General features: G+C 72.5%; 17 protein-coding genes and 1 tRNA gene. 9 read left to right on the forward strand and 9 right to left on the reverse strand.

Features of this window, described 5'->3' with window-relative positions; all coding sequences use genetic code 11:
• Positions 1–211: 211 nt before the first annotated feature.
• From BUE43_RS24175 to BUE43_RS33650, 5 genes are all read left to right on the forward strand, one after another.
• On the forward strand, positions 212–2,386 hold the full coding sequence (locus tag BUE43_RS24175; protein ID WP_073487225.1) for an ATP-dependent DNA helicase UvrD2: 2,175 nt from the start codon (positions 212–214) through the stop codon (positions 2,384–2,386).
• 108 nt (positions 2,387–2,494) lie between these two features.
• Complete coding sequence (locus BUE43_RS24180; RefSeq protein ID WP_143174351.1) at positions 2,495–2,740, forward strand: hypothetical protein; 246 nt, start codon at positions 2,495–2,497, stop codon at positions 2,738–2,740.
• A 176-nt stretch (positions 2,741–2,916) separates the two neighbouring features.
• A complete protein-coding gene (locus BUE43_RS24185) occupies positions 2,917–3,330 on the forward strand; it encodes a WhiB family transcriptional regulator (RefSeq protein WP_083960119.1) in 414 nt (137 codons plus the stop codon).
• Positions 3,327–3,545, forward strand: a complete 219-nt coding sequence (locus BUE43_RS24190) for a hypothetical protein (RefSeq protein WP_073487229.1) — start codon at positions 3,327–3,329, stop codon at positions 3,543–3,545. The genes BUE43_RS24185 and BUE43_RS24190 overlap by 4 nt, the downstream gene beginning before the upstream one ends.
• Positions 3,546–3,727: 182 nt before the next feature.
• Positions 3,728–3,907: a hypothetical protein gene (locus BUE43_RS33650; RefSeq protein ID WP_143174352.1), complete on the forward strand. Its 180-nt coding sequence runs from the start codon at positions 3,728–3,730 to the stop codon at positions 3,905–3,907.
• Between the two features lie 4 nt (positions 3,908–3,911).
• Here BUE43_RS33650 and BUE43_RS24195 read toward each other — a convergent pair whose 3' ends face one another.
• The 3 genes from BUE43_RS24195 to BUE43_RS34795 all read right to left on the reverse strand — a co-directional run bounded on the left by BUE43_RS24195 (position 3,912) and on the right by BUE43_RS34795 (position 6,770).
• The gene (locus tag BUE43_RS24195) at positions 3,912–5,240 is read right to left on the reverse strand and encodes an ABC1 kinase family protein (protein ID WP_073487232.1); all 1,329 of its coding nucleotides are present in this window, start codon (positions 5,238–5,240) and stop codon (positions 3,912–3,914) included.
• Between the two features lie 167 nt (positions 5,241–5,407).
• Positions 5,408–6,475: a ThiF family adenylyltransferase gene (locus tag BUE43_RS24200; protein WP_073487234.1), complete on the reverse strand. Its 1,068-nt coding sequence runs from the start codon at positions 6,473–6,475 to the stop codon at positions 5,408–5,410.
• Positions 6,476–6,605: 130 nt separating this feature from the next.
• A complete protein-coding gene (locus tag BUE43_RS34795) occupies positions 6,606–6,770 on the reverse strand; it encodes a DUF5679 domain-containing protein (RefSeq protein ID WP_200797659.1) in 165 nt (54 codons plus the stop codon).
• Positions 6,771–7,246: 476 nt separating this feature from the next.
• Here BUE43_RS34795 and BUE43_RS24210 point away from each other — a divergent pair, with 476 nt between their 5' ends.
• The gene (locus BUE43_RS24210) at positions 7,247–7,855 is read left to right on the forward strand and encodes a M48 metallopeptidase family protein (protein ID WP_073487494.1); all 609 of its coding nucleotides are present in this window, start codon (positions 7,247–7,249) and stop codon (positions 7,853–7,855) included.
• Positions 7,856–7,947: 92 nt separating this feature from the next.
• Here the strand turns inward: BUE43_RS24210 and BUE43_RS24215 are convergent, their stop codons facing one another.
• A complete protein-coding gene (locus BUE43_RS24215) occupies positions 7,948–9,414 on the reverse strand; it encodes a zinc-dependent metalloprotease (protein WP_073487238.1) in 1,467 nt (488 codons plus the stop codon).
• Between the two features lie 83 nt (positions 9,415–9,497).
• On the opposite strand from BUE43_RS24215, the gene BUE43_RS24220 reads away from it, so the two are divergent.
• Complete coding sequence (locus BUE43_RS24220; protein WP_073487240.1) at positions 9,498–10,520, forward strand: YlbL family protein; 1,023 nt, start codon at positions 9,498–9,500, stop codon at positions 10,518–10,520.
• A 110-nt stretch (positions 10,521–10,630) separates the two neighbouring features.
• On the opposite strand, the gene BUE43_RS24225 is transcribed toward BUE43_RS24220, so the two are convergent.
• Complete coding sequence (locus tag BUE43_RS24225; RefSeq protein ID WP_073487243.1) at positions 10,631–11,167, reverse strand: PPA1309 family protein; 537 nt, start codon at positions 11,165–11,167, stop codon at positions 10,631–10,633.
• Positions 11,168–11,319: 152 nt separating this feature from the next.
• Here BUE43_RS24225 and BUE43_RS24230 point away from each other — a divergent pair, with 152 nt between their 5' ends.
• Positions 11,320–14,298 carry a UPF0182 family protein gene (locus tag BUE43_RS24230; protein WP_083960121.1) on the forward strand — a complete coding sequence of 993 codons (2,979 nt, stop codon included), beginning with the start codon at positions 11,320–11,322 and terminating at the stop codon, positions 14,296–14,298.
• 75 nt (positions 14,299–14,373) lie between these two features.
• Positions 14,374–14,450, forward strand: a tRNA-Met gene (locus BUE43_RS24235).
• Positions 14,451–14,575: 125 nt separating this feature from the next.
• Here the strand turns inward: BUE43_RS24235 and BUE43_RS24240 are convergent.
• From BUE43_RS24240 to BUE43_RS24255, 4 genes are all read right to left on the reverse strand, one after another.
• On the reverse strand, positions 14,576–14,812 hold the full coding sequence (locus BUE43_RS24240) for a hypothetical protein (protein WP_234995886.1): 237 nt from the start codon (positions 14,810–14,812) through the stop codon (positions 14,576–14,578).
• 316 nt (positions 14,813–15,128) lie between these two features.
• A complete protein-coding gene (locus BUE43_RS32955; protein ID WP_083960095.1) occupies positions 15,129–16,076 on the reverse strand; it encodes a DUF3592 domain-containing protein in 948 nt (315 codons plus the stop codon).
• A gap of 68 nt (positions 16,077–16,144) precedes the next feature.
• Positions 16,145–17,827, reverse strand: coding sequence for an ABC transporter family substrate-binding protein (locus BUE43_RS24250; RefSeq protein ID WP_073487248.1), 1,683 nt, complete (start codon positions 17,825–17,827; stop codon positions 16,145–16,147).
• 254 nt (positions 17,828–18,081) lie between these two features.
• On the reverse strand, positions 18,082–19,773 hold the full coding sequence (locus tag BUE43_RS24255; protein ID WP_073487251.1) for an ABC transporter family substrate-binding protein: 1,692 nt from the start codon (positions 19,771–19,773) through the stop codon (positions 18,082–18,084).
• Positions 19,774–19,791: the final 18 nt, after the last annotated feature.

Raw genomic sequence — 19,791 nt, forward strand, 5'->3', positions numbered from 1 at the left:
GGTCGGGATTCACGCTGACGGGTGGAAAGGCGGGAAAACGTCCGTCGGCCGGGTTGTGGCCGGCCGGCCAGAATGGCCGGACGCGGGCCGTGAACAGCGGAAACGCGTTCCCGGGGCGGCGTCCGGCGCGTGGGGGAGGCCGGCCAGCCGGGGCCGCAGCGGCGTCGGGGGGCGGACGGGGACGGTCGGGGGCTGGTGCGAGGATGGCCTCATGGACGCCGCGAACGAGCTGCTGGAGGGTCTCGATCCGGAGCAGCGGGCCGCGGTGGTCGCGCCTCGGGGACCGGTGTGCGTTCTCGCGGGCGCCGGCACCGGCAAGACCCGCACCATCACCCGACGCATCGCCCACCTGGTGCACCGGGGCCACGTGGCGCCCGGCCAGGTGCTCGCGGTCACCTTCACCGCTCGCGCCGCCGGGGAGATGCGGACCCGGCTGCGGGCGCTCGGCGCGCACGGCGTGCAGGCCAAGACCTTCCACGCCGCGGCCCTGCGCCAGCTCCGCTACTTCTGGCCGCGCGTCGTCGACGACGAGCCGTGGCAGCTGGTGGAGCACAAGCTGCGGCTCGTCGGCCAGGCGGCGCACCGCGCGGGCGCGCCGACCGAGCGGGAGTCGTTGCGCGACTTCGCCAGCGAGATCGAGTGGTCCAAGGCGTCGCTGGTGACGCCGGAGGACTACCCGGCGGTGGCCGCGCGCGTCCACCGCGACACACCGGGTCCCGCCGAGCAGGTCGCGCTGGTCTACGCGACCTACGAGCAGCTCAAGATGCGGGCCCGGGTGCTCGACTTCGACGACCTGCTGCTGCACACCGCCGCGGCGCTGGAGGAGCACGCCGACGTCGCCGGCGAGTTCCGCGACCGGTACCGGTGCTTCGTCGTGGACGAGTACCAGGACGTGACGCCGCTCCAGCAGCGCGTGCTGGACGCCTGGCTGGGCAACCGCGACGACCTGACCGTGGTCGGGGACGCGAACCAGACGATCTACTCGTTCGCCGGGGCGACGCCGCGCTGGCTGCTCGACTTCGGCCGGCGCTTCCCCGAGGCGACGACGGTGCGGCTGGAGCGGGACTACCGGTCGACCCCCCAGGTGGTGTCGCTGGCCAACCGGGTGATCGGCGCCGCCCGGGGCCGGCCGGCGGGTTCCCGGCTGCGCCTGGTCGGCCAGCGCCCGCCCGGTCCGGAGCCGGAGTTCGCCGAGCACGACGACGAGCCGGCCGAGGCGGCCGCGGTCGCGCTGCGGATCAGGAAGCTGATCGACGAGGGCGTGCCGGCGAGCGAGGTCGCCGTGCTGTTCCGGGTCAACGCGCAGTCCGAGGTCTACGAGCAGGCGTTGGCCGAACTGGACATCCCGTACCAGGTGCGCGGCGGCGAGCGGTTCTTCGCCCGGCCCGAGGTGCGGCAGGCGATGCAGGCGTTGCGCGTGGCGGCGTCCTCGTCGGTGCCCTCGCTGGCGCCTGTGTCGGCGCCTTCGGACGAGGACGCTCCGGCGCCCTCGTCCGAGCCCTCCCCGGTGGGGGAGACCCTGGATGCCCAGGTGCGGGCGGTCCTCGTCCCCCTGGGCCTGACCGAGCAGCCACCGGCCGGCGGCGCGACCCGCGAGCGCTGGGAGTCGTTGCGGGCCCTGGTCGAGCTGGCCGAGGAGCTGGTGACCGTCGTGCCGGACGCCGACCTCGCCCGCTTCGCCCAGGAGCTGGACGTGCGGGCCGAGGCGCAGCACCCGCCGACCGTCGAGGGCGTGACCCTGGCCTCGCTGCACGCCGCGAAGGGCCTGGAGTGGGACGCGGTGTTCCTCGTCGGCCTGGTCGAGGGCACGCTGCCGATCCAGCACGCCGGCGACGACGAGGAGGCCGTGGAGGAGGAGCGCCGGCTGCTGTACGTCGGCGTCACCCGGGCGCGGGAGCACCTGTCGTTGTCGTGGGCGCTGTCGCGCTCGCCGGGCGGCCGGCGGCACCGGCGGCGCAGCCGGTTCCTCTACGGCCTGGTCCCGGAGAACCACCCCGCAGCGCTGCCCGTGCGCGGCCGCGGGCGGGACGGCGCACCGTCCCGGAACAGCCTGCGCGACGAGACGCGCCGCCGGTGCCGCACCTGCGGTGGTGCGCTCGTCGGCACGATGGCGGTGAAACTGGGTCGGTGCGCGGACTGCCCGTCCAACGTGGACGAGGAGTTGCTCGCCCGGCTCCGGGCGTGGCGCACCGACCGGGCCAAGCAGCTCAAGGTGCCCGCCTACGTGGTGTTCACCGACGCGACGTTGACCGCGATCGCGGAGCAGCGGCCGGCGGACGAGGCCGGTCTGGTGGCCATTCCCGGGATCGGGGCCGCAAAGCTGGACCGCTACGGCGCGGACGTGATTGCCCTGGTCACCGGTGCTTTCTCACCGGATCCTGAGTAGTGCGAAAAAAACTGTTGCCCCGACCGCACTCCTGCCAATAGCCTGCAAGGGCCGGGCGCGAAGGCCCGACAGGACGAAGATCAGAACCCCGGGAAGGGGGTGGCCACGATGACGAGCACCATCTTGATGGTGACGACCCCTGGCTACCTGGTGCCCGGGGCCGCCGGTGTGAATGGTGAGCCGCAGCTGACCACGCGAGGCCGCTCGCAGGCCGAGCGGCGCGAGCAGCACGCCCGCCAAGAGCGCTTTGCCGCCATCGTTCCCACCGCCCTGCGGTCGCCGCTCGCCGTCGACGCAGATCTGCCGTCCGTCACTGTCCGTGGCTCTTCGAGCGCCCTGGAGACAAGCCCCTGACCCCGTAGTCAGGACAGCCAGGCTCACGAAGGCCGCGGACCCGATACCGGATCCGCGGCCTTCGTGTTTCTCCGGTTCGCCGGAGACCGCACCACCAACCCGAGATGCAGCAACCCGAGATGCACGACCACCCATACCGAGACACGCCACCGCGTGATCGAATGGAGGACTTCTTCATGTTCACCGCCAACGTTCCGCTCACCGGCGGAACGCTGCCCGTCGCCCCGACCGTGGGAGGCTCCACCGTCGGCGTGGCCGAGCTGGCGACCGCGCTGCCGGAGGACGAGCTCGCCTTGCCCTGCCGGGTCAACAACGCCGACCTCTGGTTCGCCGAGGCCCCGGCCGAGCTGGAGCGGGCCAAGCGGCTCTGCGCCGACTGCCCGGTGAAGGCCCAGTGCCTGGCCGGCGCCCTGGCGCGACGGGAGCCCTGGGGAGTCTGGGGAGGCGAGATCTTCGAGCGGGGCGCCGTGATCGCCCGCAAGCGGCCGCGGGGCCGGCCGCGCAAGGAGGACCGCGAGGTGAGCGTCCCCGAGGCGCGGGCCCCCGAGGCGCGCGCCGAGCAGATGCGCGAGCAGGAGGCAGCCGCATGAGCGTCCAGCCCACACGCACCGCCCACGATCTCTGGGAGACCAACCCGATGCTGATGCACGAAGCCATGGCCAGAACCCGGATGCGGGAGGCGCAACGTTGGGCGGGCCAGCAACGGCTGGCCCGCCGCCTGGCCTCGGTCCACCGCTGGGAGTGGTTGGCCCGGTTCGCCGCCCGGCGGGCCGGTCGCGCCGCGACCGCGGTGGTCCTCGGCTGATCCACCCACGCCGGCCGGCGTCGCCTACCGCGGGCGACGCCGGCCGGCGCTTCTTCCCGTCTCCCACCGTGATCCGCGATCTGGATCACGGTGGGAGACGACTGCCGCCGGTCCGGCGCGGAGCGATCCAGATCACGGGAACGTGGGGTGTCCCACACCCGAACGGCGTATCCTCCGCGAGCGTGAACGATCAGGTGGTGGCGTGTGACCGGTGCGAGGCGCGGCGTGATCCGCGGGACGCGATGGCCGCGGTGACCTGGGTGCCCGAGCGCACGTCGGGGGCCACCCGCTGGCTCTGCCCCGACTGCGCGCGCAGGCACGTGCGCGACATCGAGGGCAAGCTGCCCGTCGAGTGGTGGTGAGCGGTCAGCCGGCCGACGGCTCGTCGTCGGCGAAGCCGGGCTGCCAGCGGGCGACGATCTCGCGGGCCGGGACCTCGGCGTCGAGCTGGCACATGATCCCGATCGCGCCGAACGTCACCCGGTGGATCATCAGGTAGTTGGGCGGCAGGTTCAGCGACCGCCCGGTGTGGAAGTCCCTGCCCTGCAGGTCGCCGATCCGCTCGACCTGGGACTGCAGCCACCGCCGGGAGAACCGGAACCGCTCGGACCGCATCGGGTCGACGAACGGGGAGAGGTAGGCGAGGACCTCCTCGGCGTCCAGCTCGGTGCCGGGCCGGACGAACCGCTCGTCGCGCAGGAGCTGGAGCAGCTCCTCGGACTGGCCCCGCAGCGCGAGCCGGACCATCAGGCCCAACGTGCGGGGCAGGCCGTGCGGCAGCCGAGCCACCGCCCCGTAGTCGATCACGCACAGCCGACCGTCGTCGAGCAGCATGAAGTTGCCGGGGTGCGGGTCGGCGTGCAGCAGGCCGGACCTGGCAGGGGACGAGAAGTGGAACTCGGCGAGCAGCCGGCCGGCCGCGTCCCGTTCCGCGCGCTCGCCGTCCTGGATGATGCGGGACAACGGCCGCCCGGAGACCCACTCGGTGACCATGACCTTGGGCGCGCTGGCCACCACCCTCGGGACCCGCACCCGGGGGTCGCCGTCGAAGGCGGCGGCGAAGGCGCGCTGGCTGTCGGCCTCGCCCCGGTAGTCCAACTCCTCGGCCATCCGGTCGCGCAGCTCCTCCAGCAGCGGCTTGACCTCGGTGCCCGGCACCAGGGCCTGGAACAGCCGGCTGAACCGCTGGAGCTGTCGCAGGTCGGCCAGCAACGCCTCGTCGGCGCCCGGGTACTGGACCTTGACCGCGACCTCGCGGCCGTCGTGCCACACCGCCCGGTGCACCTGTCCGATGCTCGCCGCCGCGGCCGGGGTGTCGTCGAACTCGGCGAACCGCCGCGCCCAGCTCCGGCCGAGCTGCTCGGCGAGCACGCGGTGCACCGCCCTGGTCGGCATGGGCGGGGCGGCGGACTGGAGCTTGGTCAACGCCTCCCGGTACGGGGCGGCCAGCTCGTCGGGCACCGCCGCCTCGAACACGCTCAGCGCCTGCCCGAACTTCATCGCGCCGCCCTTGAGCTGGCCGAGGACCGCGAACACCTGCTCGGCGGTCTTCGCGGAGACCTCGGCCGAGACCTCCTCGGCGCTGCGCCCGACCAGCCGTTTGCCCCAGCCGGCCGCGACCCGGCCCGCGACGCCGATCGGCAGGCTGGCGAGCTTGGCGGTGCGCTGCACGGTCCGGCGCGGGATGTCGGTCACGCGGCGATTCTCCCTTGAGCGGTCACGTCGACGCACCACAGTCGGGGCCACGCCGGCGTTGTCTCGTCACGCTACCCATGAGCCCCGTGGCGGTTCTTCCCCCAACCGGCCCAACGGGCCCGTGACGCCGCGCGCCCGCGGTGACCGTGGTCCCTTCCCCCAGATCATCACCCGCGGACCCGCCAGCAGGGGCAGTCGGGGTGCCGGTGCCACGAGCGCCGCACCACCGTCGCCCGCGCCGGGTCGAGCTCCAGGGTGCCGTCGACCGTGGCCGGCGGAACGGCGCCCGCGTGTCGCCAGCCCAGCGCGAGCAGCGCCTGGCTCACGGCGAGCCCGGCGGTGGCCATGGCGCAGCCCAGGTCCACCGGCTGGGCGCGGCCCGAGAGCTGCGCGGCCAGCGCGGGCCACCGGGGGTCGTGATCGGCCCGGATCAGGTCGTGGCAGGTCACGCAGCTCGTCCGACCGGGGAGGACGAGCGGGCCGACCACGCCCGTGCCGTCGCGCACGCGGACCAGCAGGTGCGGGACCGCCGCCCTGGTGAGGCGGCGGACGAGCCGCGGGTCGGGCACCACCGCGTCGGCCAGCACCGCCAGCTCGTACGGCCGGGCCGGCGGGGTCCGGCTGGCCCGCACCCCGGGGGCGGCGCGGCAGACCGCGTCGACCGCCGCCAGGCCGCGCTCCCGGCCGATGTCCTCGTCGAGGTAGCCGCACCCGGTGTCCTCCGGGTGGACGTTCCCCTCGGCGAGCACGTGGACCCGGCCGACGCCGGCCGCCGCGAGCATCGTCGCCACCGCGACCGCGAGTCGGCCGTCGCCGTGCACGACGACCGTGGTCTCGGCGCGTTCCGCGAGCGCGGCCCGCCCGGGACGACCGGTCCGCAGGGTCCACGCGACCAGGTCCGGCGCCAACCGGGGTGGCAGCACGGTGGGCGCGGCCGACGGGGGCGCCATCGCGTCCTCGACCAGCCCACCCCTGGCCAGCAGGGTGAGCAGCTCGGTCACCTCGCGCGGGCTGGAGCCGCCCGCAGCCCCCTGGCGCACCAGCTCGGCCACGGTGTGCCGCCCGTCCAGCTCCCGCAGCACGCCCGCCTGACCCGGGCTCAGCCCGCTGATCACGGCGGCGCGCGCCGGGTCGACGCCCAGCTGCGCGGTGTCCGGCGCCCGCCACAGGAGCGGGAGCCCGGGCAGCAGCCGTGGCCGGCGGGGGAGTGTGGCGTGGGTCTCACTCGTGGTCATGCCGGCAGCGTGCCAGCGCCGGACCAGAAGGGAAAACGGCTGTCCACAGGCCGCCGGAGTTGTCCACAGGACAGCGTCGAGGGGTGGCCCGCCGGTGACGGGACCACCCCTCGACACGGGGGCCAGGACGTCAGGACTCCTTGCCCAGGATGCGTGTCATCTTGGTGCCGCAGACCGGACATACCCCCTTGGCCATCCGGCGGCCGCTCTTCTCCTCGACCTTGCCCTCGAAGTCGCGCTTCTCGCGGCACTTCACGCAGTAACCGTTGTAGGTGGATGTGGACGTCTGAGCCACGGCTGCCTCCCTTACGAGACGGGCCCCGGCCGGTGCGGCCGGGCTGAGCACGGACCGCGTGCCGCACTCGGGGACCTCCAGGCGCCCTCGGCGCATCCCTCGGCCGCCGCCGCGGCCGCCCCTCTCCCCACCGGTGAGGTTCCGCGGAGGGCCACCTGCCGGCCACGCTACCTCCGGACCCATGGTCGTTCCCGCATTCACGCAGGTAGGCCTGGCCCAGGCCGGTCTTGTTCACCCGGAACGGTGGGATTCGGGGTCCCGTGACGTCGGGGGTGCCGCCTACGGTGTGCGGCGTGGCCGAAACCAGCCGGACGCCCGCACGCGCGTCTCGCGGGACCCCCGCGACCGCGTCCCGCGGGAAAGCCGCGCCCAGCGACACCGCCGGGCTGAGCAGGGCGCCCGCCAAGCCCAGGCGCGCGCCCGCAGCCAATCCCACCAGGGCCCCCGCACCCGGGGACAGCAGGACACCCGCACCGATATCCGGCGGGGCACCCGCACCCGGGTCGACGACCAGGGTGGAGGTCCGCCGGAGCCGCCGGCGCCAGCGGACCGTGAGCGCCTACCGGGAGGGCGACACCGTCGTCGTGCTCATCCCGGCCCGGATGACCAGGGCCGAGGAGGAGCACTGGGTGGCGGAGATGCTGCGTCGCCTCGAACGCAGCGAGACCCGCCGCCGCTCGCCCGCGCGGGCCTCGGACGCGGCGCTGCTCGCCCGCTGCCGCGAGCTGTCCCAGCGGCACCTGGGCGGCCGGGCGGTCCCCCGCAGCGTGCGGTGGGTGCCGCCGATGCGCACCCGGTGGGCCTCCTGCACGCCGGCGGACCGGACGATCCGGATCAGCGACCGGCTCCGCGACGTGCCGGCGTGGGTCCTCGACTACGTGCTGGTGCACGAGCTGGCGCACCTGCTCGTGCCCGGCCACGGCCCCGACTTCTGGGAGCTGGTGAACGTCTACCCCCGCACGGAACGGGCGATCGGCTACCTGGAGGGCCTCTCCGCCGCCGCGGGGTGGGACGTCGGGGGCGACGACACGGGCGAGGTCGCCGCGGAGGACGCCGACACCGGCGTCGCGGCCTGCGACGACTGACCCGGCCGCGTCAGCCGGACGACGGCGGCCCGCCTCCCGGAGGAGGCGGGCCGCCGTGCGTCAGCCGTCGGTCGCGCGTCGGTCGTCGGTCGTCAGCGCCCGGCGTCGCCGGGCTGGTCCTCCGCGCCGCCCTCGGTCGGCTTGTCGGTCGACTTGTTCTCGGGGCCACCGGGCTCGGTCCCGCCCTCGGCCCGGCGCCGGTGCTCCCGCTCCAGCGCGGCGAGCGGGTCCTCCAGCTCGTTCGCGCCCGCGCCGAGCCGCTCGGCGAAACCGAGCGGGTCGTCCAGGTCCTCGGCGGTCGGCACCAGGTCGGGGTGCGCCCACAGGCCGTCCCGCGTCTCGACGCCGTGCTGGTCGCCGACCAGCCGCCACAGCGCGGCCGCCGCCCGCAGCCGGCGGGGCCGCAGCTCCAGGCCGACCAGCGTGGCGAAGGTCTGCTCCGCGGGGCCGCCGCTGGCCCGCCGGCGGCGCAGCGTCTCCCGCAGCGCGTCCGCGCCCGGAAGCCGCTCGCCGACCGCGTCGCCCACGACGACGTCCACCCAGCCCTCGACCAGCGCCAGCAGCGTCTCCAGCCGGGCCAGCGCCGCCTTCTGCTCCGGGGTGGTCTGCGGCTCCAGCAGCCCGGACTGCATGGCCTCCTCGATCGAGGCCGGGTTGGTCGGGTCCATCTGGCTGGCCAGCTGCTCCAGGGCCGAGGTGTCCACGCGGATGCCCCGCGCGTACTCCTCCACCGTCGCCAGCAGGCGCTGCCGCAGCCACGGGACGTGCGTGAACAGCCGCTGGTGCGCGGCCTCGCGCGCGGCGAGGAAGACCATGACCTCGCTGGCCGGGCGCTCCAGGCCGGCGGTGAACTTCTCGATGTTGGCCGGCAGCAGCGCCGCGACGCCCTCCTCGCCCAGCGGCAGGCCGACGTCGGTCGAGGTCAGCACCTCCGCGGCGAGCTGGCCCAGCGCGTTGCCGAGCTGCGAGCCGAACGCGAGTCCGCCCATCTGGCCGAGCATCGACAGCAGCGGTCCGGCCGCCTGCTTGGCCTCCGCCGGCATGGCGTCCACCCACGCGCCGGCCACGCGCTGCGCCACCGGGTCGCACAGGCGTTGCCAGGTCGGCAGGGTCCGCTCGACCCACTCCTCGCCGGACCACGCCCGGGTGGTGCGCGCGCCGGCCGGCAACGCGGTCGCCGGGTCCAGCCACAGCTCCGCGAGGCGCACGGCGTCGGCCACCGCGCCGGCCTGCTCGCGAGTGGGCGTGCCGGCGCCCGCGGACGCGAGCCGCTGCCCGGCGAGCTGCTTGGCGAGGTCGTAGTTGACCGGTCCGCTCGACGTCGTCGCCTGGCTCAGCATCTGCCCGAGCTGGGTCAGCATCTGGCCCAACTGGCCGAAGTCGAACGCGCCGGCGCCCCCGGGGAACGACCCGAAGCCGGGGGGGAACCCGCCGCCCGGCGGCAGCCCCTGCGGGTCGGACCCGCCGGGCCGCTCGCCACCCGGCTGCTTCCCCGAGTCCCCCCGGCGCTCGCGGTCGTCGGGGTCCGGCGGCTGGAACCCGAACGGCACATCGCTCATATGTCCACCGTACGCGGGGCGTCCGGGGGTGGCGGGCAGCGGTTCGCGGTGAGCGTGACGGTTGGCCCGTAGGCTTTCGGACCGTGAGTCGTCGTACCTGGACCCTGGTGCTCAGTTTCGCGCTCGTCGCGGCGATCGGCCTGCTCGGCGGGTTCGTCCGGGTGCCCTACGTCGCCCTCGGCCCCGGACCCACCTACGACACGCTCGGCCAGTACGGCGGGACCGACGTGGTGCGGTTGGAGGGCGAGCCGGCCCAGCAGACCGGCGGCCGGCTGACCATGGTCACGGTCTCGGTGACCGACGACGTCTCGTTGTTCGGCGCGATGGGGCTGTGGGCCAGCGGCCGGTACGCCCTGGCGCCCCGCGAGGAGTTCTACCCGCCGGGCAAGTCCGGCAAGGACGTCGACCAGGAGAACAGCAGGGCGTTCCGCGAGTCGCAGAGCAGCGCCGAGGTGGCCGCCCTGCGCTACCTCAACTACCCGACCAAGGTGCTGGCCGGCGAGATTGTCAAGGGCGGCGCCGCCGACGGCACGATCGAGCCGGGGGACCGGCTGTTCGAGGTCAACGGCCAGAAGGTGGCCAAGGCCGACGAGGTCAAGGCGGCGTTGAAGGGCACCCGCCCCGGCCAGCAGGCCCAGGTCGTGTTCCAGCGCGGCGAGCAGCCGAGGCACACCGCCCAGGTCACCCTCGGCAAGGCCGACGACCGCGAGGAGGGCCTGCTCGGCGTGGTCCCGGTCGACCGGCCGGACGTGCCCTTCCAGATCAAGATCGGCCTGCAGGCCGTGGGCGGCCCCTCGGCCGGCCTGATGCTCGCGCTGGCCATCGTCGACAAGCTGACGCCGGGCGAGCTCACCGGCGGTCGATCGATCGCCGGCACCGGCGAGATCGACGCGCAGGGCAACGTCAGCGCGATCGGCGGTATCCCGTTCAAGATGGTCGCCGCCAAGGAGGCCGGCGCCGACGTGTTCCTCACCCCCGCGGCCAACTGCGCGGAGGCGCGGAGCCGGACGCCGGAGGGCCTGCGGCTGGTCAAGGTCGCCACGCTCGCCGACGCGGTGAAGGTGTTGCAGGACCTGCAGAACGGCCGCGACGTCCCGGGCTGCTGACACGCCGACGCCCGGCGCCGGGGACCGGCCCGGTGCCGGGCGTCGGGTATCGGGCGCTCGTGGTCGGGGCCTGGCGGGAGCCGGGTGACGACGCCGGACCGCGACCCGGACTACGACAGGGTCTCGTAGAGGGCGGAGACCAGGTTCGGCGCCAGGTCGGGGCGTTCGATGAGCTGGTCGGGCTCGTCGCCGCCACCCCGGACCCGCAGCACGCACGCGCCGGCGCCGTTGCGCAGCACCGCCGCCACCAGCCGGGCCTCCTGCCGCTGCGGGTGCTCGGCGGCCAGCTGCTGGATGCGTCCCAGGTCGGAGTCGGCCTCGGCGATCTCGGCCTCCGCCTCCGGCGGCAGCACCACGATCTCCTGGGACAGGGCGCAGCCGGCGACGATGTCCGGCCACTCGATCTTGGCCAGGGACTCGCCGAGGTCGCCCTCGGGCAGCGGGTCCTGGGCGATCGGGGTCAGCGGCGCGTCCGGGTCGAGCTGGTCGGCGAGACCCGGTTGGCGCGCCAGCAGGTCGGCGGTCGAGACCAGGGCGAACAGTTGCGGCGCCTGGTCCCAGCCCGAGGTGGAGACGAAGTCCTCCACCTCTCGGACGGCGCTCGGCAGGGCGGCGGACAGGTCGTCTGGCGACGGGAGGGAGGCCATGCCCCATCGTTGCACCGATCGACAGGTGACGGGGCGGTCGGGGAACCGGGAACGCCTCTCTAGAGTTGGACATTGCGGACGGGGCGCCGCGCTCGGCGCGCGCCCGTTCGCTGCCCGCCCCAGAACGCGACCCAGGAGCGTGCCCCGTGGCCATGCGGCCCCCGGTCGGACTGCCGAGGTTGTCCAAGCGCAACCGGATCCTGCTCGTGATCGGCGCCCTGCTGTTGCTCGGCCTGGTCAGCGGGTCACGCCTGCTGGACACCTACGTCGACTGGCTGTGGTTCGGTGAGGTCGGCTACCGCTCGGTGTTCGGCACGATGGTCTTCACCAGGGTCGCCGTGTTCGTCGCGGTCGGCCTGCTGGTGGGCGGCCTGGTGGCGCTCAACCTGGCGATCGCCTACCGCTCGCGCCCGGTGTTCGTGCCGGTGACCGGGCCGGACGACCCGGTGTCGCGGTACCGGTCGTTCGTGGTGTCCCGGCTGCGGCTGCTCGGCATCGGCGTGCCGCTGGTGGTCGGCCTGATCGCCGCCGTCGCGGCGCAGGGCGAGTGGCAGATCACCCAGCTCTTCCTCAACGCCACCGACTTCGGCGTCACCGACCCGGAGTTCGGCCACGACATCGGGTTCTACGCGTTCCAGCTCCCGTTCTACCGCTGGCTGCTGTCGTGGGCGTTCGTGACCGTCGCGGTGTCCTTCTTCGGTGCGCTGATCGCCCACTACCTGTTCGGGGGCATCCGCTTCGGCAGCCGGGGCAGCGGCCAGCTCGCGATGCCGGCCAGGGTCCAACTGGCCATCCTCGCCGGCGTGTTCGTGCTGCTCAAGGCCGTGGCGTACTTCCTGGACCGCTACGAGCTGCTGAGCTCGGGCCGCAGCGACCGGTTCACCGGCGCCAGCTACACCGACCTGCACGCGGTGCTGCCGGCGAAGCTGATCCTGCTGTGCATCGCGGTGTTCTGCGCGATCGCCTTCTTCGTCGGCGCGTTCCTGCGGAACCTGCAGCTCCCGGCGATCGCCGCGGTGCTGCTCCTGCTGTCCAGCATCCTCGTGGGCGCGGCATGGCCGGCCGTGCTGGAGCAGTTCTCGGTCAAGCCGAACGCCAACGAGAAGGAGGCGGCGTCGATCGAGCGCAACATCGCCGCCACCCGGCAGGCGTTCGGGCTGACCGAGGACAAGGTGACCTACGAGCCCTACGCGGGCAAGTCCGACGTCTCCCTGGCCGAGGTCAGGGACGACAAGGTCACCGTCCCGAACGTGCGGCTGCTCGACCCCAACGCGCTGTCGCAGACGTTCACCCAGCTCCAGCAGCGCAAGAACTTCTACGGCTTCCCGGCGAAGCTGGACATCGACCGGTACACGGTCAACGGGAAGACGCAGGACTACATCGTCGCCGCCCGTGAGATCAACACCGGCGGGCTCGCCGAGAACCAGCGGGACTGGATCAACCGGCACCTCGTCTACACGCACGGCAACGGCTTCGTCGCCGCGCCGGCGAACACGGTGAACTCCGCGCTCAAGGACGCCGGCGGCGAGGGCGGCTACCCCGTCTTCTCGGTCAGCGAGCTGACCGAGAACAAGGACAACCCGATCAGCCAGGGCGACATCAAGGTCGAGCAGCCCCGCGTGTACTACGGCGAGCTGGTCACCGACTACGCGATCGTCGGCGCCCAGCAGGGCGAGGCGTCGCGGGAGTACGACACGGAGAAGACCAGCTACACCTACACCGGCAAGGGCGGCGTGCCGATCGGTGGTTGGTTCAACCGGTTGGCCTTCGCCGCCTCCTACGGCGAGCGGAACCTGCTGTTCTCCGACGCGATCGGGGACAACTCGAAGATCATCTTCCAGCGGGACCCCCGGGACCGGGTGAACAAGATCGCGCCGTGGCTGACCGTGGACGGCGACCCCTACCCGGCCGTGGTCGACGGGCGCATCGTCTGGATCGTCGACGGCTACACCACGCTGGACAACTACCCGTACGCGCAGCGGACCCCGCTGGGCGAGGCCACCACCGACACGCTCGCCGGCGTGCGGAAGCAGCCGAACCGCAAGATCAGCTACATCCGCAACTCGGTGAAGGCCGTCGTGGACGCGTACGACGGCTCGGTCTCGATGTACGCGGTGGACGAGCGGGACCCGGTGCTGAAGGCGTGGATGGGTGTCTTCCCCGGCGTGGTGAAGCCGGCCAGCGAGATCTCGAACTCGCTGCGCTCGCACTTCCGCTACCCGGAGGACCTGTTCAAGGTCCAGCGTGAGCTGCTCTCCAAGTACCACGTGTCGAACCCGAAGGAGTTCTACTCGACGGTGTCCTTCTGGGACGTGCCGTCGGACCCGACCGTGGACGGGCAGGGCCAGCAGCCGGCGCAGCAGCCGCCGTACTACGTGCTCGCGGGCAACCCGAAGAGCGGCAAGGTCGAGTTCCAGCTGACCAGCGCGCTGGTCAGCCTGCGGCGGGAGTTCATGTCCGCCTACGTGACCGTCAGCTCCGATCCGGAGAACTACGGGCGGATCACGGTGCTGCAGCTCCCGTCGGACACCCAGACCAAGGGTCCACAGCAGGTGCAGACGCAGTTCGTGTCGTCGTCGAACGTCTCCAGCGAGCTGAACCTGCTCCGGCAGCAGCAGACCCGGGTGCAGTACGGCAACCTGCTGACGTTGCCGGTCGGCGGCGGCCTGCTCTACGTGGAGCCGGTCTACATCGAACGCAGCCAGCAGACGTCGTCCTTCCCGCAGCTCGCCAGGGTGCTGGTGAGCTTCGGCGGCAAGGTCGGCTACGCGGCCACCCTGTCCGAGGCGCTGGAGCAGGTGTTCGGCGCGGGCGCCGGGTCGTCCACGACCAACCCGGGGCAGCAGGGCCAGCAGGGGCAGCAGGGGCAGCAGAGCACGACCCAGTCGCCGACCTCCTCCACCCAGCCCCCTGGCGGGCAGCAGATGAGCCCGGAGCTGGGCAAGGCGGCGCAGGACATCTCGTCGGCGCTGGAGAAGGTCCGCAAGGCGCAGCAGTCGGGCGACTTCGGCGCGCTGGGCCAGGCGTACAAGGAGCTGGACGAGGCGAGCAAGCGGTTCGAGCAGGCCCGGCAGCAGGCCGGGTCGGCGACCTCGCCGGCGCCCTCGCCCACCCCGTCCCCGTCGAGGTGAGGTCGAGGTCACACCGTCTGGCGGCTACCTGATTTGCACTTCGCGGACACCAGCACGTAAGGTATCTCTTGTCAGCGCGGGGTGGAGCAGCTCGGTAGCTCGCTGGGCTCATAACCCAGAGGTCGCAGGTTCGAATCCTGTCCCCGCTACCAAGTACGAAGAGACCCTCACCGGTAATCGGTGGGGGTCTCTTCGTTTCCGCTGTTTCGCCGGGTTCTCGTGGTTTTCCCGTCTTCGTCCTCGACAGTCGACACAGTTCGCGTGACCGGCCGTTTCGTCAGCTCTCCAGCGTCTCCGCCCATGCGAGCGCGCACTCGGGCGAGCACACCCGGCCCTCGCCGGCGACCGTGCGGTGCCGCCGGAGCTGCTTGCCGCACACCATGCACCGGTCCGCCGCGCCGACGTCGCCCTGGGGCGCCCCGGACACCCAGGCCCGGGTCCGGGCCACCCACTTCTTCTGCATCCTGTCGTGGAGCTTGCTCTGCACCTTGTCCTGCAACCACCTGACCTGCATGTCAACCTCCCGACTCGCGCCTGCCGTCGTGTGAGGGAAAGCACTGACGGCTTGAGGTTGACGCGATCGGAGCAGTCGAGCCAGTCCCAGTCGGGGAGAACACCGGGCTGGGCGGTGGGATTGCACCTGGTAGCGGGAGGGGAGGGCGCGGTGGGCACCACACGCAGTGGCAATTGCCGGGGGAGGGGCGTCACCCGGCTGGCCGAAGTTAGCCCGGACGTGTGGGGGACGCTCGTTCGCGCCACGGATGGCTGAGTCCGTCACTCCGACGGGGCTACGCCGAGGCGCGGCCCGGCCGCCCGGTTGGCCCGCCCGCCTAGCTGGGGTCGGCGCCGCGCAGGCTGGCCCACCACAGGCCGACTGCCGCGCTCACGGCGCTCGCCGCGGCCCACACCACGACGCCACCGCCGTCGAGGTACGCCCAGAACAGGCCGATGAGGGGCGCGGGGACGACGAGCGCGGCGTCCACCCGGAGCTGTCGGGTGAACCGGGCGGCGCCGGCCGCCCGCGCCGTCGCGTCGTCGTCCGGCCTGGACGGGAAGTCCGACCGCCGCCCACGGGGCTCGCGGGCGGTCACCGGGCCGGACGGCAGGAGGAGGGCGTCGCCGACGCGGGCCGCGACGAGCCGGTCCCGCAGGGGGTCCCCGAGCAGGCTGACCTCGGTGGGGGAGGGCATCGTGACCAGCGCCGGGTCGAAGCAGACCGGGATCCACCGCTGGGGCTCGGACTCGGTCTCCAACCACGACCGCGCCATCAGGCCCTGCTGCACCCGGACCCGGCGGACGACCGCCCGCCGGGGGGACCGCCGTCGGAGTCGCGTGCGGGTGGCCAGCCGGAAGACCCCCACGACGAGGACGCCGAGGCAGACCACGGCGGTGAAGGCCAGACCGCTCGCACCGCGATCCATGCTGGCGAGCACCTCCGCGCCGGGGACGACGGCGTGCTCGGGGGTATGGGGGTCGTAGGCCACCTCGGCGCGGGTTCCCGCGGGTGGCGGGGCGATGGCGAGGCGCACCGAGACCGTGCGCTCCTCGCCGTCCGGCGATCGCCAGGTGACGTCCACGGAGTCGCTCCCGGACCGCACGACCTCGCCCATCGCCCTGGCGGTCAGCGGTCGGACCTCGGCCCGGGCGTCGGTGAAGGCCAGCAGGGAGAGGAGGGCCACGACCAGGCACACGCCCAGGACGAGCGCCGTGGCGTACGCGTGGTGGCGGACGGCGCGCACCCGCCACAGGGAGTCGGCCCCGAGCCTCGTCGTGGTCACCTCGTCGCCTCCCGTGCCGGCGGAGCGGAGCGGGGCGGGCCGCTCGGTGGGCCCGCCCCGACCCCGGCTCAGCCCTTGACGTAGCCGATCTTCGTGTACGGGTTGGGCCGCTGGAAGCCGTAGGCCCCGATGTTCGCCAGGCCCTTGCGGACCCCCACGACGTCCGGCCGCTGGTAGGTGGTCAGCGAGTGGCCGGTCTTCCAGATCTCCTCGTCCAGCCGGTTCGCCAGGTCCGCGGCCTTCTGCTCGTCGAGCTCGGCGTTGGCCTCCTCGAACAGCTTGTTGATCGCCTCGTTCCCGACCCGGCCGTAGTTCTGCTGCATCTGCTCCTGGGTCTTGTAGATCGACCCCTTGGAGCTGGCCGGGAACGGCGTGCCGATCCACGCGAAGTGGGTGAGGTCGAAGTTGCCCGTCTTGACGTGCTTCTCGAAGAAGTCGCCGAGGGGTACCGGGGTGATCTCGACCTTCACGCCGATCTGGCCGAGCTGCTGCTGCACGAGCTTGGCCTCCTGCTCACTGCTGGTCTTGTTGGCCGGGATCAGGTTGCGCAGCTTCAGTTCCCTGCCGTTCCTGCGGCGGACGTCGCCCTCCAGCTTCCAGCCCAGCTCGTCGAGCTTCCGCTTGGCCGCCTCGGGGTCGTAGGACACCGGACCCGAGTTGTCCTTGTAGTTCTTCAGGCCCTGGACGTAGATGTGGTTGTTGAGGGGCTGGGCGCCGGGCGAGATCTGCCCGACCAGCGCGTTCGTCATCACCTTGCGGTCGATCGCCTTCTGCAGCGCCAACCGCAGCTCGACGTCCTCCAGGAGCGCGCCCTTGGAGCCGTTGAAGGTGATGTGCCGGAAGTTGGGCGCGAGGGCGCGACGCAGCTCGATGGAGGGCAGGGTGGTGGCCCGCTGGTAGGCGTTCAGGTCGTCGGCGATGTCGACGACGTCCAGCTCGCCGTTGGCCAGCGCGTCGATCTGCGTGTCGTTCGGGACGGTCCGGAAGACGATGCGGTCGAGCTTCGGCTTCTCGCCCCACCAGGTCTCGTCGCGGGCGACGGACACCGTCTTGGCTCCCGAGTTCACCTCGACCACCTTGAACGGTCCGCCGGTCACCAGCGGCCGCTCCTTCCACCCCGTGTTGAACGCGGCCGGATCACTCGTCATCGACTGCGGGTAGAGGATTTCGTAGATCCCCTTCCAGTCGGCGAACTTCTTGGCGAAGGTGAACTTCACCTCGAAGTCGTCCCGACCGCGGTCGACGCCGCCGATGGCGTCGTACCCGTTGGCCGCCGAGATCAGGTAGGCGTCGTTCGACTTGTTCATCGCCTGCCACTGGGACCGGTAGTCCGCCCAGGTGATCGGCGTGCCGTCGGACCACCGGCCCTTGGGGTTGAGCCGGAACGTCACGACCTGGGGGTCCTTGGAGGTCAGCTCCATCGACTCCAGGTAGTCCTTGTTCTCGATCGCCGAACCGTCGGCCTGGTAGTGGATCGGGGTCGGCATGAACGCGGTGACGACCTCGAAGATGTCGGCCTCGCTGCCGTTGACGTGCAGGTAGTTGAAGGTGACCGGGAAGCCGTTGACGGCCAGCTTCAGCTCCCCGCCGTCCTTCAGCTCGGAGGCGGGCCGGGGGTTGATGTCGTTCTTGCCGGCCTGCTGGGGCTGTCCGCCGCCCTCGCCGCCCCCGCCGCCGCAGGCGCTCGCCAGTAAGGCGGCCGCGACGAGCGGAGCGGCGAGCCTGGCCCAGCGGTGTCGTGCTCGGCTCACGCGTCGTCCCCTTTCCTCGGTTTCCCCGCCCGGTATTTCGGTGCGAGTGGTCCGCGTCACTCTAGGAGAGGAGCGGTGTGGTTCAGAGCACGGCGACGTAACGCTTGGTCGTGTCGCGGTTTCCGCGGGTGCTTTTCTGGGCAAGCACCGCCCTGGCGCGCGCGTTCCGGCGAACACCGGAATCGGCGGTCAACGAAAGAATCGGGCCCGGGCGGCGGAGCGCCCGGACCCGATCAGCGGAGCACGGCGGTTGGTCAGCCGGTGAAGCCCATCGCCGCGTAGTCCCGGTCGGCGAACCCGAACGCGCCGACGTTGGCCAGCGCGCTCCTGGCCGCGACGGCGTCCGGGACCTGGTACAGCGGCACGCTGTGGCCGATCTTCCAGACCTCCTCGTCGATCCGGTTGGCCAGGTCCGCGCGCCGGGCGTCGTCGAGCTCCGCGCCCGCCTCGTCGAACAGGCCGTTGATCGTGTCGTTGCCGACGCGGCCGTAGTTCTGCTGGACCGAGTCCGGCTTCAGCCGGTAGACGGCGGCGTTGCCGTCGATCGGGAACGGCGACGACTCCCAGGCGATCGGCGCGATGTCGAAGTCCCCGACCGCCAGGTGGTTCTTCATGAACTCCGAGCTGGGCACCGGCTGGATCACCAGCTTCACCCCGATCTGCCGGAGCTGGTCCTGGTAGAGCTTGGACACCTGCTCGTTGAACGGGACGTTGGCCGACATCACGAACCGGACGGCGAGCTCCCTGCCGTCCTTGCGCCGCACGTCGCCCTCCAGCCTCCATCCCAGCCCGTCGAGCTCCCTGCGCGCCCGTTCGGGGTCGAAGGACGCCGCGCCGGAGTTGTCGCGGTAGTTCCGCGTGCCGTCCGCGAAGACGTGGTTGCCCAGGGGTTTGGCCGCCGGCTGGATCTGCCCGAGCATCGCCCTGGTCACGACCTCGCGGTTGATGCCGTGCTGCACGGCGACCCGCAGCGCGGGGTCGGCCAGCACGGCGCCCTGGGCGCCGTTGAACAACGTCACGTTGTACTTCGGTTGCAGGGCCTGCCGGATCTGGACGTCCGGGATCGTCTTCGCCCGCTGGAACAGGTCGACGTTCGACCCGATCTCGTAGAAGTCGATCTCCTTGTTGGCCAGCGCGTCCGGCAGCGCTCCCCGGTCGACGGCGCGGAACACGATCCGGTCCAGCCGGGGCCGCGCGCCCCACCACCGGTCGTTGCGGACGAGGACCATCGTCTTGGCGACCCGGTCGACCGACTCCACCCGGAACGGCCCGGCGGTCAGCTGGGGCCGGTCCACCCAACCCCGGTTGAAGACCTCGGGGTCCTCGTTGGTCGACTTCGGGTACAGGTCGGTGAACAACGCCCGCCACTCGCCGTACCGCGAGCGGAAGGTGACCAGCGCCTCCCGGTCGTTCGCCCCCTTCTCGACCTTCTCGACCTCCTGGTAGCCGGAGCTGCTCCCCACCCGGAAGGCGTCCTTGCGGCCCGCGAGCGTCATCGCCTGCGCCGCGAGGTCCTTCCACGTGATCGGCGTGCCGTCGTCCCAGCTCGCCTTCGGGTTGATGCGGTAGGTGACCACCTGCGGGTCCTTCGACGTCAGCTCGATCGACTCGAAGTAGTTGGTGTCCACCGCGACGCTGTTGTCGGCCTTCGCCCGGAACGCGTGCGGCATCAACGCGTCCATGACGCGCTTGGCGTAGCCGTCGGTCCCGTCCACGTGGTTGCGGTTGAAGTTGCTGGGCAGCCGGTCCAGCGGCCACCGCAGGTCCCCGCCGTTCCTGAGCGAGGCGGCGTCCTTCGCGTTGACGTCGTTGACGCCGCTGGTCTGTTCCCCCGCCCCCTTGATGTCGGTGCCGCCGCCGGAGCCCCCGGAGCACCCCGACAACGCCAGGACGACCGCCGTCACCGGGATGAGCACCTGGACGAGGCCACGTCGTGCTCGACTCACCTGTCCGAACCTCCCTCT

This window comes from Streptoalloteichus hindustanus, assembly GCF_900129375.1.
Taxonomy (GTDB): domain Bacteria; phylum Actinomycetota; class Actinomycetes; order Mycobacteriales; family Pseudonocardiaceae; genus Streptoalloteichus; species Streptoalloteichus hindustanus.